The organism is Hominilimicola fabiformis, from assembly GCF_020687385.1.
GTDB classification, from domain to species: Bacteria; Bacillota; Clostridia; order UBA1381; family UBA1381; genus Hominilimicola; species Hominilimicola fabiformis.
Window position 1 is genome coordinate 1 of the sequence record NZ_JAJEQM010000020.1, and the last position, 16,132, is coordinate 16,132.

A 16,132-nucleotide genomic window follows, 5' to 3' on the forward strand; every position below is an offset into this window, starting at 1 on the left:
GGCTGCATAAAAATAGCGTAGCAGTCGTTAAAACTACTACGCTATAAAAAGTCTAACTTTTGGGGGTCACATCAAAAAATGAATAAGCTCTTTTTTCACACTTTCTCCAATTTACCCGCTATTTCACAAACATACAAAAAGCAAGCCGAAAAATCGGCTTGCTTTTAGAATTACATATTTTCCATTGACTTAATATTTTCAAGGACTTTTTCAAGCATTTCTTTATACTTTTCGCCCTTAGCTTTTTCTTCGTCAACGACCTTTTGAGGTGCTTTTGAAACGAAACCGGCATTATTAAGTTTGCCTTCTACACGTTTAATTTCGCCCTCAAGCTTTTTCTTTTCCGCATTAAGTCTTTCAAGTTCCTTTGTCTTATCAACAAGTTCATCAAGCGGCAAGAATACTTCCGCTGACGGAACAACCACGTTTACTGCATTATCGCTGATACCGCTCTTATCCGTCTGAACAACAGCCTCGCTTGCAGACGCAAGTTTTTCAAAGAATGCTGTACCCTGTTTGAACACGTCAGTTTTATCAGTTACGATAATAACCTTTGCTTTCTTTGACGGCGGAACATTCATTTCAGCTCTTCTGTTTCTGATAGCACTGATTGACTGCATAATAAGTTCCATACTCTCAACGTCCTTAGGGAAGTTAAGTTTTTCGTCATATTCAGGCCACTCACTTATCATAATGCTTTCGCCCTCATGAGGTAGATGCTGCCAAATTTCTTCAGTAATAAACGGCATAAACGGGTGAAGTAACTTCATTGTATTTGAAAGTACGTATGTCAATACATACTGCGCCGTCTTACCTGTCGGATTTTCCTTATCGAACAATCTCGGCTTTACAAGCTCGATATACCAGTCACAGAAGTTCTCCCAAATGAAATCGTACAAGTTTGAAAGTGCGATACCAAGTTCAAACTTATCAAGATTTTCAGTAACCGACTTAACAACGTCATTATACTTTGAAAGTATCCATTTATCCTCAAGCTGTAAATCGTTCAAATCAGGTAATTTATTTTCAGTTACATCAAGGTTCATAAGAGTAAATCTTGACGCATTCCAAATCTTATTTGCAAAGTTACGGCTCGCCTCAACACGTTCAATATAGAAACGCATATCGTTACCCGGTGCATTACCTGTTGCAAGAGTGAAACGCAATGCGTCCGCACCGTATTGGTCAACAATTTCAAGCGGATCGATACCGTTACCAAGCGACTTACTCATTTTTCTGCCCTGGCTGTCACGAACAAGACCGTGAATGAACACATGCTTAAACGGTACTTCACCTGTGTGTTCAAGTGCCGAGAACATCATTCTCATTACCCAGAACGGAATTATATCGTAACCCGTTACAAGCACGCTTGTCGGATAGAAGTAATCAAGTTCTTCTGTCTTATCAGGCCAGCCAAGTGTTGAGAACGGCCACAATGCCGATGAGAACCAAGTATCAAGAGTATCAGGGTCTTGACGCATTTCCTTGCCGCACTTAGGGCAAACTGCACTGTCCTCTTTTGTAACAACAATTTCGCCGCAATCGTCACAATAGAAAGCAGGTATTCTGTGTCCCCACCAAAGCTGACGTGAAATACACCAATCACGAATATTTTCAAGCCAGTGGAAATACACCTTTTCAAAATGTTCGGGAACAAACTGTGTATCGCCGTTCTTAACTGCATCAATAGCAGGCTGTGCAAGAGGCTTCATTTTTACAAACCACTGCTTTGAAACGATAGGCTCAACAGTTGTACCGCAACGGTAACACTGACCTACGTTATGGCTGTGATCCTCAACCTTTACAAGAAGTCCTTCGTCCTCAAGGTCCTTAATCATTGCCTTACGACACTCATATCTGTCCATACCCTCATACTTGCCGGCATATGAATTCATCGTTGCGTCATCATTCATAACCTTAATTTGTGCAAGGTTGTGACGTTGACCGACTTCAAAGTCGTTAGGGTCGTGTGCAGGAGTGATTTTAACACAACCTGTACCAAATTCTTTATCAACATATTCGTCCGCAATAACAGGAATTTCACGTCCGACAAGCGGAAGAACAAGCATTTTACCTACTAAATCCTTATATCTTTCATCCTCAGGATTAACCGCAACGGCTGTATCGCCAAACAATGTTTCCGGACGTGTTGTTGCGATTATAACGTAATCGTCACTATCCTTTATAGGATACTTGATGTGCCAGAAGTGACCTGCCTGCTCGGCGTGTTCAACTTCCGCATCAGAAAGAGCCGTTATACAATGCGGACACCAGTTTATAATTCTTGAGCCTTGATAAATAAGTCCCTTATTATATAGATTTACGAATACTTCTTTAACCGCCTTACTGCAGCCCTCGTCCATAGTAAAACGTTCCCTGTCCCAGTCACATGAAGAACCGATTTTCTTCAACTGATTTATAATTCTTCCGCCGTACTGCTTTTTCCAATCCCATACTCTTTCAAGGAACTTTTCACGTCCCAAATCGTAACGGGTAAGTCCTTCGTTTACGCGAAGATTTTCTTCAACCTTAATTTGTGTTGCTATACCGGCGTGGTCTGTACCCGGAATCCATAACGCACTGTAACCTTGCATTCTCTTGTATCTGATAAGAATATCCTGAAGTGTTTCGTCAAGTGCGTGTCCCATATGAAGTTGACCTGTTACATTTGGAGGCGGGATAACGATTGTAAAAGGTTTCTTGTTTTTATCCACTTCTGCGTGGAAATATCCCTTTTCTACCCACTCATTATACAGCTTATCCTCAAATTCAGCCGGATTATAATTTTTTGCTATATTCTTTGCATCTTCCATTTATACTAACTCCTTTTAATTTTATCTTCCTAATATAAATACCGCCATAAAGGCAATTACCGCTAAAGCAAGTGCAATGTATTTGACTCGCAGAACCAACCCTTGGGTCGGCTCTTTTTTGAAAACTTTTTCAAGTATCAGTTCAGCTTTGAAAGTAAGAACTATCGCTATAAGACCGATAATAAAAGCCGTTATTTTAATAATCAAAAATACTCACACCCTTTCAATTTATACTCAGAAGAAAAAATACTCCATTTAATTATTATCGCATTTTAATGTATTTTTGTCAAGGTCAAACTTGTATAATATAAGAAAATATGTAGCATAATTAATTAGTAAGCATAAAAGCGGACATATCCGAATAAATATAACTTGATGATAAAGAGCATTTAATTACAGCAGAGGAGGTTTTCTACACATGGATAACAACTTATCAAACAATCAGGCAATAATCATAGGAACTATTGAGGACGAATTTGTATTCAACCACGAAATTTACGCCGAAAAATTCTATACATTTACCGTTAAAGTACCTCGTTTAAGCGGTGCGTCGGATAATGTCAGAGTTATGGTATCTGAAAGACTTATAATGGACGGTGAATACTGTATCGGCGATATGATTGAGGTGACAGGTCAATTCCGTTCCTATAACAGTTACGAAAGCGGTGACAATCGTCTTGTTCTTACGGTGTTTGCAAAAGACATCTGCCACTTTGACGAAGAAGAAAGCAAAAATCCAAACACACTTTTCCTAAACGGATTTATCTGTAAAGAACCCGTTTACCGCACAACTCCGTTCGGTCGTGAAATTACGGATATTCTGCTTGCGGTAAACAGAAGTTACAACAAATCCGACTACATACCGATTATTGCATGGGGACGCAATGCTCGCTTTGCAAAAAATCTTCACGTCGGCGATAACGTAAAAATATGGGGACGTATTCAGTCACGAACATATCAAAAACGTATCAGCGAAGAAGAAACAATCACCAAAACCGCATACGAGGTATCTATCAATCGTATGGAGCTTGTTGAAAAAGAAGAAAAAGAGGAATAAAAACAAAGAGCAGACAAAAAAGTCTGCTCTTTGTTTTTACAGTATTCTCACTTTATAATCTCTAAGCAAATAATTCATCTGCACAATATATCCTATAAACTGCGGTCCTGCCATAAGCTGACCGAAAAACGGCTTACCGTAATCTGACGAACCGCCGTCCAAAAGTGACATTAATTTAGTTTTATCGCAAAGTGCCAAAATAGGTGCATTCGGATCGGATATAATACCGTCAAGCAACGTCTTAACCGCCTCCTCATAATGCGGATTATGCGTTTTCGGATACGGACTTTTACGTCTTAGACGTACATCTTCAGGCAAGATTCCCTTTGCCGCTTCACGCAATACATTTTTAGAAACATTGTCACGATTTTTCATTTCCCAAGGTATATTCCAAACGTACTCGACAAGTCTATGGTCGCAGAACGGCACACGCACTTCCAGTCCGCTTGCCATACTCATTCTGTCCTTTCTGTCAAGCAAATTCGTCATAAACCAATTTATATTCAGATACGAAATTTCACGTCTGCGTTTTTCCTCATCATTATCGCCGTCAAAAATCGGCACTTCCGCAATACTTTCTTCATATCGCATACGCGAATAATTGTCTATATCCAAAGTTTCACGAACACTGTCAAGCAAAATATTATTTCTTATCGACAAATCATAGCACCATGGGAAACCGTGTGTTTCAAACGCTTTCTTCTCCCTAAACCATGGATAACCGCCGAATATTTCGTCCGAACATTCGCCGGAAAGCACAACTGTATGATTTTTCTTCACCTCACGACAGAAATACAGCAGTGACGCGTCTACGTCTGCCATACCCGGTAAATCTTTCGCCAAAAGTGCCTCCTCCAAAAGCTCCGTAAGCACGTTATTCGGGCAAACAAGATATGTATGGTTTGTATTAAATGCCTCCACCATTCTCGGCACCCATTTCGTATCACTGTCCGGCTGAAAATGCGACGCTTTGAAATACTTATTATTATCCTCGTAATCAAACGAATACGTTGAAATTCTTTCGCCTTTTTTCTTCATTTCCATAGCACCGATTGCGGTTATAATACTCGAATCAAGTCCGCCCGACAGAAATGTTGCAATAGGCACATCTGAAATAAGCTGTCTTTTCACCGAATCATACACAAGCGAACGCACCTTTTCTATCGTTTCCTCGTAACTGTCTTTATGCTCACCGCTCACAAGCGACCAATATTTCTTTATTGTCATTCCGTGACGGTTGATTATCATATATCTTGCCGGTCGAAGTTCTCTTACATCTTTGAACACACCGACACCCTGTGTTCTTGCGGGACTTAGCGCAAACAGTTCACAAAGTCCCGTTTTATCAAGCACTGCCGATACGTCCGGATATTCAAACAGTGATTTCAGTTCGGACGCAAACACCGTCACATCATTTTTCTGTGTATAGAAAAACGGTTTTACGCCGAATCTGTCACGACAAGCAAAAATTCTTTGTCGCATAGAATCCCAGATAACAAACGCATATATGCCGTTCAGCATTTCGGCACATTTTTCGCCGTAATGTATGTAGGCATACAATAGCACCTCCGTATCCGATGCAGTGGTAAATTCGTATCCGTGAGATTTCAAATCGTTTCTTATGTCGTTCGTGTTATAAAGTTCACCGTTATATGTAATCACAAATTCGTGTCCCTCGACTGTACGTTTCATCGGCTGAAGTCCGTTTTCAACGTCTATAACCGCCAAACGGCTATGAGCAAACACTGCGTGTTCGCCAACCCATTCTCCCCAAGAGTCCGGACCTCTGTGACGCAGTTTTTCTGCCATACGGTGAGCAACAGCAAGATTTTCTCGTTCGTTCTTGACAAGGTTTGTCTTAAAATTTATAAATCCGCATATTCCGCACATATCCTCTGCCTCCCATTCGATATTATGCTATATCATATGCAAATTGCAAAATTTTGTGCAAGAAAAAACAGATAGACATTTTCGTCTATCTGCTCATTTCTTCTTCGTCCCACGGCAATACATCGCCGTCCTCACGCAAATAATCAATTATTTTCCAAACGCCCTCACCCGTTTTTGAATCAACTCTGAAAATCGTTTCGCAACCGGCAAGTCTTAACCAGCTTTCCGCTCTGTCGGGATCGGCACCGTCACTGTTTATCTGTGTAACTATTCCGATAACAGGTCTGTTACAAAGCGGTGTTACGCATGGCGGATACAATGAATACGGCTCTCTCGAACTCATCAAAAGTCCCACAACGTCCGCCTCAAACGTATACATTGCAATCGCATTTCCCAAGTTTTTGGTTTGTATGTACTCACCAGGCGTATCGATTATAACATCAAATCTGTTGACATACTGCGTCTTATGGTAATGTATTTTTTCGCCTTTAAGTGCCTGTGTAAGCGTGGTTTTACCGCACTCACTTCTACCGATAAGTATTATCTTCTTCATGTTTTTGTTATCTCGCAAACAGTAAATTTAAGAGTTCTTTCGGCATAGTCCATAATTGCACGAAGTGACGTTTCAACGTCCGCAACCATACCGGTAATTATAAGCGTACCGCTGAAACGGTCAACAAAGCTTAAATCAACATTTGATGTTTTTGTAGCCAAGTCTGCCGCTATAATCGCCGTTTCCGCAGGACTCATTGTAAGTATTCCTATTGCACTTCTTCCGAAGTCAATTTCGGGATTAAGTCCAAGCTTCGTGTATAAAATAGGGTCGGGACTTGCGATAACGTGTGCAAGGGTAATTTGTTTACCCGGTACAAGTTCCTGTATAATTCTCAATTTATCGTCTGTCGATAAAATATCTTTCAATTCCACTGCCGTATCTTCCTTTCCGACAAATTCTTATTTTATTATATCACACTTTCTTTGAAAATTCCAGTCCTTTTAGAAAAACGTCCAAAATCCCAAAAATCCGAGTATGAAACTGTTTAAAATAAGCTGTAATACGAACAAAATCGGTATACCGACCGAAAATTTCTTTTTCAGCGTCTTGTGACGGAACACATTCATACCGATAATACCGCCTGTCGCACCGCCGAAAAAGCATACTTTCATCAATTTACTTTCTTTTATTCTTCTCTGTTTTCTCTTTGCATTTGATTTATCCGCACCGAACAGTGCGAATGCCCATATATTCATCAAAAGCAAGTATATTGCAATACCGAAAAACAAATATTTATTAGCCGTATCGTTGCTGAAAAGCTTTATCGCATTCGGCCATGGCAGACTTTGAAACCAATCTGCCAACATTCCGAACAGCTTTTGCAGCCCCTCAAGCAATGCACGAAAACCTATATAAATATACTGTCCGGCGGTTTGCAATGCCTCATGTATATCCAATTAAACCCTCTCCCAAATTACATAGTTATTAATGTATTTTACAACAACTCTTTCATTTTTGCAACACCGTTTTTAATAACAATTATAAAGTCTTACCATTGTTGCAATAGCCTGTTCAACGGTGTAGTTGACTTTCGGAGCAAATTCAGTATCAGAAACTCCTTCCATAATCTTCATTGAATTCATAATCGAAACAGACACTCTCGCCCAATCAGAAATTAATTTTCCATATCAAATGTCGTACCATTCGGCTCGACAATCGTCTTGTTTCCCAAAAATCCAGCCGTTCTGTAAAGAATAGCCGCCGCCTGTTCACGGGTAATATTATCATCGGGTGCAAAAGTTCCGTCGTCCATACCGTAAATTATCCCTGCACCCGACAAAAATTTAATTTTTTCATCATCACAATCGGAATATGAAACTTCGCTGATTTTATCTTCAAGCTGTCTTTCTGCGATAACATGCTTTATTGCGTCCTGTTGACCTTTTCTTGAGTCGGCAATCGGATTAAATTCCGTTGCGGTAAGACGATAAATCAAATCACAAAATTCTTTTCTTGTTATACTTCTTGTATATTCATTTGTAAAATCTATCGGCAGTAAATTACAAGCCGCTGCCTTTTGCATTTCTTCTTTCGCCCAATCGCTCGCACCGTCTGATGAAAATATATTGTCTTCAGGCACAACCGCCACATCATCAGATGTAACATCACGCAAGTTATATCCTTCATATAAATATTTGGTTTGCAATATTGAATTTTCCGTATATAACGCATTTCTTGCATTTCCTATATACGGAAAATACCACAAATAATTTTCCTTAACCTCTCCGTGAGATTTGCTCGGTTCACCGTATCTTCCTACTAATATACCCGAATTTGCATTCACAACATAAGATTTTGTTTTATCCTTGTTCCATAGCTTAATATAATAATAGCCGTTATTCGACTGCGGTAAAATCACAGGCTCATAGCCCTGAAAATTCCAATACACATTAAGCCACTGTTGTAAATCTTCCTGTTCAATATCCGCACATTTTCCGTTATCTCCCACTATAACCGCGCTTTGAATATCGGATATATCATTCACTCCCAAAACGCTCTGAAAAGAAAACATTTCGGCAAATGCCGTTGTTGACATCATTGTCGCAAATATGATACCTATAATACAAAGCAATTTTTTCATAACTCTTCCCCCTTAACTGTTTGTCATTTTCATTATAATTTCACGAACTCCGTCACTGTCGTTTTTATAGGCTTTTTCGTACAGCTTATCAAGCATTTCCGCAAAATTTTCTATACTGCTGCCATTTACACGCAATATTTTTTTATAGCGTGTTTTTTGCGGTTGTTCAAAGTCAAAAAACAGTTTTTCGTGAAGTTTATCCCCTTTTCTCAGACCTGTAAACTCAATTTTTACATCTTTGTACGGCACTTTTCCACCGTCTTTTATAACTTTTTCCGCAACGTCAAGTATTCTCACCGCTCCGCCCATATCAAACACAAAAATTTCGCCGCCATTCGCAATCGTCATTGACATAAGAACAAGCTCAACTGCCTGCGGTATAGTCATAAAAAATCGCGTAACGTCCTTATCCGTCACCGTCACAACTCCGTTTTCGATTTGTTTTTTAAACAACGGAATAACAGAACCGTTGGAATTTAAAACATTTCCGAAACGCACCGCTGAAAACTTAGTGTGTTTTGATTTCAGCGACTTTTCATACACATACATTTCACAACAACGCTTACTTGCACCCATCACGCTTATCGGCTCAACCGCCTTATCCGTTGAAATAAGCACAAAATTGTCCGCGTTATATTTTTCGGCTAAATCGGCAACCATTTCTGTACCCTTTACATTGTTTTTGACAGCCTCCTCGGGACTAAGCTCCATAAAAGGAACGTGCTTATGTGCCGCCGCGTGAAATACAATATCGGGACGATATTTATTCATAATGCAGTCCATTTTCTCATAATCGCGAACAGACGCAATTTCAACCGTCACCTTGTCGCCGACTTCACATTTTACACTGTACGCACCGTTTTCGTATATATCGACAATTACGATTTTTTCCGCATTGAGTTTTGACAGTGAACGCACTATTTCACTGCCGATTGAACCTCCGCCGCCAGTAACCATACAGACTTTGTCCTCTATATATGGCTGAACATCTTTTAAATCCATAACAGTACCTTTCTTTTCAAAAAAGACTGTCCTACGACTGTCTTTTTGACAATAAACAAGCCACGGCTTGCCTACTTTATTTTAGTCCTCTTTAAACGGGAATATATCACCCAAAAGTTCTTTGGCTTTTGATTTTACGCCCTCGCCCTTTAGCTTGATTTCTCTTGTAGCGTCCATATCGACACTTTCTGATTTTTCGTTTTCTTTCTCATCCTCGAAATCTTCGCTCGGATTACGTTTAGGCTGATAATTCTTTCTCTTTATCTTCTTAACGTCGTCAAGTTCTTCGTCAAATTCTTCTTTTAATACTGATTTAGGCTTTACTCTTTCTTTTCTCGGTTTAGACTGAGCCTCTTCCCATCTTCTGAAACGTGCTTCTTCTTCCGCACTGACTTCATTAAGTACAGGCTGTTTTGCAGTCGGCTTTAATCCTTCATCATCAAGTGCAAGACTTTCGTTTAAATTCTTAATATCAACTTCTTGTTCTGAAAAACCGCCTACGTTGTTTACGAATTTTTCTTCAATATCTTTTCTCAATGCTCTGATTTCAAATGAAAGGTGATTATCTTTCTTTGAAAGTTTGTAAAATCTGTTTCCAATCCAAAAGCTGATAATTGCATTGATTATAATAGTGAATATAAACCAAAATACAGCCCATCCCTTTGACAAGTATTTCTTATTTGAAACTTGTGTTGAAGTGTCCGTTTGAGTCTGTACATTTCCGGCTGCCGGAATTTGTGCCTGTGTATTTTGATTGGCTGTGTTATTTTGATTAGCCGTATCTTGCTTGGTTGTGTCAACTTGTTCTGCCTGTTGAGTGTTGTTTGCAGGTGCCGGAGTTGCCGCCAATACGAATGGTGATGCTGAAAATGCCATAATACCGGTTGCAAATATTACCATAATTTTCTTTTTTATATTCATCATAATCTCTCCTATTCAACTACGTCTTTAAAAGTTTCACGCATTTTTTTCTTTGCCGGAATTCTCGACATTTTCGCTTTACTTGCACTGTATACTCTCGTATACGCAAGCATTTTATCCTCATCTTCCTTGCTCTTGTTATAGCCGATTAAGAACCAATTCCAAAAGCTCGGAGGCATTGTTTCCGTATTAATCATAACTTCGTGATAATGTCCCGGTGACTCAATTATTTCAAGTGCCAATTTAGGAATCATAAAATTAAAGCACGAAGTCTGCGTTTTTCTCATTTCCAAAAGCAGTTTTCTGACTCTGTTTGCACACTTTTCGGCTTTCATCTGATTGCCGTAAGTTCCCTGCCAACGATAAACCGCATAAAGCAGTCTTGAAATCAAAAGCGGTGAATTATTATTTCTTATATCGTCCGTAACTTCAGGTTTCAAGCTCGTATATGTCGCACGCTGATACGGTATATATCCGACCTTTGAAAGCATACGTCTGATTTTCTGCAAATCCTGTTCTCTTTCGCCTTTTGTTTTCGCATGAAGTGTTTTTGAAATACCGTACTTAGACCAATCCAAGTTATTGTTGTATATATACTTTATACAGCTTTTCTTTAAGAACGGATCTTTTGTCGAAGATTCAAAATATGCAACCAATTCTGCCAAATCGGACTTTTCCCAACCCTTTACCTGTGTAAAGGCGTTAAGTCCCGTACCTGTTATGACAATCTGTGATGCCAAAAGCACGAATAATTTTAAATCTTCTTTATTTGTAAACAACGATTTCCAGGTGTCAACCTCTGCCATATGCTTTATACTTCCGAACAGTCCAAGCAGTTCGGTTTTATTCTTATCTGAAATATCGTCTATATTTTCACGAACAAAATTCATATAAATCGAAAGCTTTGCTCTTATCGCATTTGCCTGTTCTTTTGCGTTTTCTCCATTGCCCAAAGGATTTACAAATTCAACATTCTCGCCTTTGCAAAGTTTTTCGATACATTGACCCATATAAATTTCCGTCACGCGTTCTTTTTCGTTCGGGAACAATTCAATATTGTCAAACATAATCTTTGAAAGTTCAAATTTTACGTTTTTCATATTAAGGTCGTTTATAGCCGGATAAAGTTCAAGCACACGTGTTTTGAAAGCATTGTCGCCTGCCGATTTTTTTAGCTTAATAAGTTTTCCGCCTATACCCGTTTTGGTCGTATTTTCCCAAGTTGCCTGCCAGTCAAGCAGTTGTGTCATTGACGTGAAATGATATTTTCTGTATATTTCACGAAGTTCATCAATGTCAAATCCCAACAGCATTGACTTTGCACTATGCGGAAATTTTGTATTTTCTATATCAATATAGATACAATTTTTTCTCGCCTCAATGGCTTGACCTGTTATATTATTATGCTGTTTTATAGTTCCGTGGAACACAATCTGTTTTTGTTTATCCGACGGTAAGTACACGTTATACGTTGAAATACCTGTGTTTTCGGAAAGACTGATTGGTAAAATCCACTTTAATGCAAGCAAATACATCTGCACCGTTTCCGCGTCATTTGCCGCGATACATATATTTTTAATATCATCTGAAGTCAGAAGTCTTGTCGCTCTGTCTAAAACATAAGTCAATTCATACTTATGTTCGCCGATAAAGTTGATAACCTTATTTTCGACACCTTCAGACGGTGCGATATTATCAAGCGGTTTCAAATAATGAACAATCTGACCGTTCAAATCCTTTTCGGTAAGATGCGTTCTGTAACGCTTATGTCCGATATATCTTTCCGGCAAAAAGTTTTCGTCAACATCATCAAATATAAATGCATGAGCAAACACATTGCCCGGTTGACCGTCAAAATCATAACCGGCATAAGAAATCTGCATTGCAACATATCTTCCGTCTGAAAGTCTGAACGTTCTGAAAATTTTCGGAAACAGTTCAGGCACTGTCGGATCGCAAGGTGTCTGTGTATATTTAATTTCATTGTTTTTCGGAAGTCTGTAAGTAGCAAATCTTATTGTTTCATCAATATTTTGCTTTGTAAGTCCCTGTGTGCATGAAAACACTCTCAGCCCCGACTGATTGACAAGTCCAAGTTCGGGATCGGACAGGCTATGCTGTACAGAGGTATAGATTAACTGATATACCTTCATTTTATCTGACCATTCCTTTCTATGCCATATAGCATAAATTAATCAAGTTCTTTGAGTCCCGTATACAATTCAAAGTATCTGCCTTTCTTTTTAAGCAGTTCTTCGTGAGTACCTCTTTCGATAATCTCACCGTTTTCAAGTACCATAATCGCGTCCGCATTACGAATTGTAGACAGTCTGTGTGCTATAACAAACGTGGTTCTGTCCTCCATAAGAGCGTCCATACCCTCATTGATATGCTTTTCCGTTCTTGTATCGACGGAGCTTGTTGCCTCGTCAAGCACAAGTATCGGTGCTTTTGACAAAGCGGCTCGCGCAATATTCAAAAGCTGACGCTGACCTTGTGAAAGGTTTGAACCGTCCCCCTTTAGCATTGTATCATAGCCTTCAGGCATATTTTTTATGAACATATCCGCACAAGAAGTTTTCGCCGCCTGTCGAACTTCTTCATCGGTAGCCGAAAGTCTGCCGTAACGAATATTTTCCAAAATCGTGCCTGTAAACAAATGTGTATCTTGTAAAACCATCGCGATGTTTTCTCTTAAACATTCAAGGCTTATATCCTTAATGTCAACACCGTCAATAGTGATTTTTCCTTCATCAATGTTATAAAAACGTGTAATCAAGTTGGTTATTGTTGTTTTACCCGCACCTGTTGAACCGACAAGTGCTATTTTCTGTCCCGGGTGGGCGAAAACAGAAACATCTTTCAAAATTGTTTTATCGGGATTATATCCAAATGTCACACCCTCAACCAAGACGTCACCGTGTACTTTATTAAGTACAAGTTTTTTACCTTCATCTATTTCTTCTGCCTCGTCCATAACGTTAAATACACGTTCCGCACCGGCAAGTGCCGACATAATATTTGTAACCTGCTGTGCAAGTTCGTTTATAGGTCTTGAAAACTGTCTTGAATAGTTTACGAAAACAGTAAGACCGCCTATGTCAAGTGCGGAAAACGGAACACCTCCGCCCCAACGTGACGCGAAAGCTATTATCGAGCCGACACAAGCTGTCAATGTGTAGTTGACCTGGCTCATTGCGTTCATACAAGGCCCCATAATTCCGCTTATAAACTGTGCCTTAACCTGTGAATTTCTAAGACTTTGATTAAGCTCGGAAAATTCATTTACGACATTTTCTTCATAATTAAATACCTTAACAACCTTTTGACCTGTAACGGTTTCTTCGATATAACCGTTTACTTTACCCAAGTCGGTTTGTTGTTTCATAAAATATTTTCGCGATTTACCGGCTATGGCAGTTCCGATTTTTGCAATAATCGGTGATACTACAATCGTCACAACCGCAAGCACCCAGTTTGTGTAAAGCATAAGTGCAAGTGTACCGATTAAAGTTATCGTACCCGAGAAAATCTGTACAAGAGTCGAATTAAGCATTTCGCCGATAATATCAACGTCATTAGTAAAACGGCTCATTATGTCACCCGTAGGGTTTGTGTCAAAATATCTGACAGGAAGTTTCTGCACCTTACGGAACAAATGCTCTCTGATACGTTTCAGAGTACCCTGTGAAACGCTGATCATAATACGTCCCTGCAAATATGTTGCACCGACACCGAGTACATAAACCACTGCCATAAGTGCAAGTCCTGCCATAAGCGAAGTGATTTTCTGCTGAGATGTTTTGGTCGAATCTATAAGTCCGTTAATAATCGGTCTTAAAAGATACGAGCCGCACAATGTTGACGCAGAACTTACCAAAACACACACAAATGCCGCCGCAATTTTATGCTTTTCCTGTTCCAAATACGAAAACAGTCTTTTTGCAGTCGCCTTTGTATTTTTAGGTTTCTGTTTTTTCTGATTTCTGTTCCTGTTCGGTGGTCCCATTGGAGGCATTTTACTTCCATAGCCTTTCTGCCCACATAGTCAATACATTTCTTATCGTGGGCTGATAAGATGTACAAATTAAGAAACTTCTTTTTCTTTATCTGTTTGAGAATAGTAAATATCGCGATATTCTTCACAATTCTTCATAAGCTCATTGTGATTTCCCATACCGATAATCTTTCCGTCCTCAAGCACAATTATTTTATCCGCGTCTATTACGGATGTAATTCTCTGTGCTATTATTATTTTAGTCGAGTGTTTCAAACTCGTTGTAAACGCTTGTCTGATTTTAGCCTCTGTGGCTGTGTCAACGGCACTTGTACTGTCGTCAAGTATAAGAATTTTCGGCTTTTTCAAAAGTGCTCTTGCGATACACAATCTCTGCTTTTGTCCGCCTGAAACATTGACACCGCCCTGTCCGAGCTCCATATTATAGCCGTCCGTAAATGCGTTTACAAATCCGTCAGCCTGTGCGGCGTCCGCAGCGGCACGAATTTCTTCCATTGTGGCATTTTCGTCACCCCAACGAAGATTTTCTTCGATACTTCCGCTGAACAATACATTTTTCTGAAGTACCATGCCGACGCCGTCACGCAAATTTTTAAGACCGTAATCCTTAACATTCACGCCGTCAACAAGCACTTCACCGTCTGTAACATCATAAAGACGCGGTATAAGCTGTACAAGCGACGATTTACCCGAGCCTGTTGTGCCGATTATACCGACAATTTCTCCCGGCTCTGCGGTAAATGAAATATTTTCAAGTACGTTTTCTTTACGTTTTTCGTAATACTTGAAAGAAACATTTTTAAATTCAACTCTGCCGTTTTCAACTTTCTTATCCTTTTGACCTGCATTTTCATCTGTAAGGTCTACATCTGTTTTAAGCACTTCCGTAATTCTTGTCGATGACGCAAGCGCACGCGAAAGCTGTAAGAAAAGCATTGAAACCATCATAAGTGACATAAGAATTTGCGTAATATATGTTGTAAACGCAATAAGGTCACCAACACCCATACTTCCGCCTACAACAAAATTACCGCCGAACCATACCACAAGCAATGTTGTTATATTCATTGCCAACGTCATAATCGGCATTGTCGTTATAACGATTTTCAAGGCTCTCATTGTAGTATTCATAAGGTCTGAGTTGGCATTTTCAAATTTTTCTGTTTCAAAATCCTGTCGTACAAAAGATTTTATAACTCGAACATTCGTTATATTCTCTTGTATACCCGAATTAAGATTATCAAGTTTTTTCTGCATTGCACCAAATCGCGGAAACGCGGTTTTTAGCAGCAATCCTATCAATACCGCCAGTATCGGAATAACGAATGCCAATATAAGCGCAAGTTCTTTATTAATTGAACAAGCCATTATAATACCGCCTATCAGCATACCCGGTGAACGCATTGCCATAATCAGAAGCATTCTAACCATATTCTGCACTTGCGTAATGTCGTTCGTCAGACGCGTAACAAGTGAGCCTGTCGAAAAGTTGTCTATATTCTTAAATGAGAAGTTCTGTACCTTTTCAAACACTCCCTGTCTTAAATCCGCACTGAAATAAACCGACGCCCTAATCGCAAAGAAATGACCGCCGATACCGCCGATTATCATAATACAGATACACGCAATCATAAGCAACGCCCGCGACAAAATATATCCCGTTCCAAGTCCTGCGACTTCCGCACCGATACCGCTGTCAATCATTGACGCCATAATTTTAGGCAACACGATTTCCCCCGCAACTTCCGTAAGCATAAGCAAAGGACCTAATATGAAAAACAACATATACGGTTTT

General features: G+C 39.5%; 13 protein-coding genes. 1 reads left to right on the plus strand and 12 read right to left on the minus strand.

Translation table 11 applies throughout. The annotated features are described in order from the left end of the window. Window positions 1-170: 170 nt before the first annotated feature. Both LKE05_RS12350 and LKE05_RS12355 read right to left on the minus strand, forming a co-directional pair. Window positions 171-2,813, minus strand: a complete 2,643-nt coding sequence (locus LKE05_RS12350) for a valine--tRNA ligase (protein ID WP_308457040.1) — start codon at window positions 2,811-2,813, stop codon at window positions 171-173. Between the two features lie 21 nt (window positions 2,814-2,834). After that, window positions 2,835-3,020, minus strand: a complete 186-nt coding sequence (locus tag LKE05_RS12355; RefSeq protein ID WP_117968601.1) for a hypothetical protein — start codon at window positions 3,018-3,020, stop codon at window positions 2,835-2,837. 211 nt (window positions 3,021-3,231) lie between these two features. On the opposite strand from LKE05_RS12355, the gene LKE05_RS12360 reads away from it, so the two are divergent. Continuing rightward, complete coding sequence (locus LKE05_RS12360) at window positions 3,232-3,870, plus strand: single-stranded DNA-binding protein (protein ID WP_308457041.1); 639 nt, start codon at window positions 3,232-3,234, stop codon at window positions 3,868-3,870. A 36-nt stretch (window positions 3,871-3,906) separates the two neighbouring features. Here the strand turns inward: LKE05_RS12360 and asnB are convergent, their stop codons facing one another. The 10 genes from asnB to LKE05_RS12410 all read right to left on the minus strand — a co-directional run bounded on the left by asnB (window position 3,907) and on the right by LKE05_RS12410 (window position 16,122). Then, entirely contained in the window at window positions 3,907-5,760 is a 1,854-nt protein-coding gene (gene asnB / locus LKE05_RS12365; protein ID WP_308457042.1) for an asparagine synthase (glutamine-hydrolyzing), read from the minus strand. Window positions 5,761-5,845: 85 nt separating this feature from the next. Further along, entirely contained in the window at window positions 5,846-6,313 is a 468-nt protein-coding gene (locus LKE05_RS12370; RefSeq protein ID WP_022230915.1) for a EutP/PduV family microcompartment system protein, read from the minus strand. Next, entirely contained in the window at window positions 6,310-6,687 is a 378-nt protein-coding gene (locus LKE05_RS12375; protein WP_022230914.1) for a BMC domain-containing protein, read from the minus strand. The genes LKE05_RS12370 and LKE05_RS12375 overlap by 4 nt, the downstream gene beginning before the upstream one ends. 69 nt (window positions 6,688-6,756) lie before the next feature. After that, window positions 6,757-7,212: a DUF1294 domain-containing protein gene (locus LKE05_RS12380; RefSeq protein ID WP_022230913.1), complete on the minus strand. Its 456-nt coding sequence runs from the start codon at window positions 7,210-7,212 to the stop codon at window positions 6,757-6,759. A gap of 218 nt (window positions 7,213-7,430) precedes the next feature. Continuing rightward, window positions 7,431-8,396, minus strand: a complete 966-nt coding sequence (locus tag LKE05_RS12385) for an S-layer homology domain-containing protein (protein ID WP_308457043.1) — start codon at window positions 8,394-8,396, stop codon at window positions 7,431-7,433. 12 nt (window positions 8,397-8,408) lie between these two features. Further along, complete coding sequence (locus LKE05_RS12390; protein WP_308457044.1) at window positions 8,409-9,398, minus strand: polysaccharide biosynthesis protein; 990 nt, start codon at window positions 9,396-9,398, stop codon at window positions 8,409-8,411. 81 nt (window positions 9,399-9,479) lie between these two features. Then, the gene (locus LKE05_RS12395) at window positions 9,480-10,322 is read right to left on the minus strand and encodes a hypothetical protein (RefSeq protein WP_308457045.1); all 843 of its coding nucleotides are present in this window, start codon (window positions 10,320-10,322) and stop codon (window positions 9,480-9,482) included. A gap of 8 nt (window positions 10,323-10,330) precedes the next feature. Next, window positions 10,331-12,472 carry a GAP1-N2 domain-containing protein gene (locus LKE05_RS12400; RefSeq protein WP_308457046.1) on the minus strand — a complete coding sequence of 714 codons (2,142 nt, stop codon included), beginning with the start codon at window positions 12,470-12,472 and terminating at the stop codon, window positions 10,331-10,333. A 38-nt stretch (window positions 12,473-12,510) separates the two neighbouring features. Next, window positions 12,511-14,337, minus strand: a complete 1,827-nt coding sequence (locus LKE05_RS12405; RefSeq protein ID WP_308457047.1) for an ABC transporter ATP-binding protein — start codon at window positions 14,335-14,337, stop codon at window positions 12,511-12,513. Between the two features lie 69 nt (window positions 14,338-14,406). Next, complete coding sequence (locus LKE05_RS12410) at window positions 14,407-16,122, minus strand: ABC transporter ATP-binding protein (RefSeq protein ID WP_373367884.1); 1,716 nt, start codon at window positions 16,120-16,122, stop codon at window positions 14,407-14,409. Window positions 16,123-16,132 lie beyond the last annotated feature (10 nt).

Excerpts from the sequence above, each read along its gene's own strand:
- LKE05_RS12395 (WP_308457045.1), bottom strand. The coding sequence starts at position 10,322 with ATGATGAATATAAAAAAGAAAATTATGGTAATATTTGCAACCGGTATT.
- LKE05_RS12410 (WP_373367884.1), bottom strand. The coding sequence starts at position 16,122 with ATGTTGTTTTTCATATTAGGTCCTTTGCTTATGCTTACGGAAGTTGCG.
- LKE05_RS12370 (WP_022230915.1), bottom strand. The coding sequence starts at position 6,313 with ATGAAGAAGATAATACTTATCGGTAGAAGTGAGTGCGGTAAAACCACG.
- LKE05_RS12400 (WP_308457046.1), bottom strand. The coding sequence starts at position 12,472 with ATGAAGGTATATCAGTTAATCTATACCTCTGTACAGCATAGCCTGTCC.
- LKE05_RS12360 (WP_308457041.1), top strand. The coding sequence starts at position 3,232 with ATGGATAACAACTTATCAAACAATCAGGCAATAATCATAGGAACTATT.
- LKE05_RS12385 (WP_308457043.1), bottom strand. The coding sequence starts at position 8,396 with ATGAAAAAATTGCTTTGTATTATAGGTATCATATTTGCGACAATGATG.
- asnB (WP_308457042.1), bottom strand. The coding sequence starts at position 5,760 with ATGTGCGGAATATGCGGATTTATAAATTTTAAGACAAACCTTGTCAAG.
- LKE05_RS12405 (WP_308457047.1), bottom strand. The coding sequence starts at position 14,337 with ATGCCTCCAATGGGACCACCGAACAGGAACAGAAATCAGAAAAAACAG.
- LKE05_RS12350 (WP_308457040.1), bottom strand. The coding sequence starts at position 2,813 with ATGGAAGATGCAAAGAATATAGCAAAAAATTATAATCCGGCTGAATTT.
- LKE05_RS12390 (WP_308457044.1), bottom strand. The coding sequence starts at position 9,398 with ATGGATTTAAAAGATGTTCAGCCATATATAGAGGACAAAGTCTGTATG.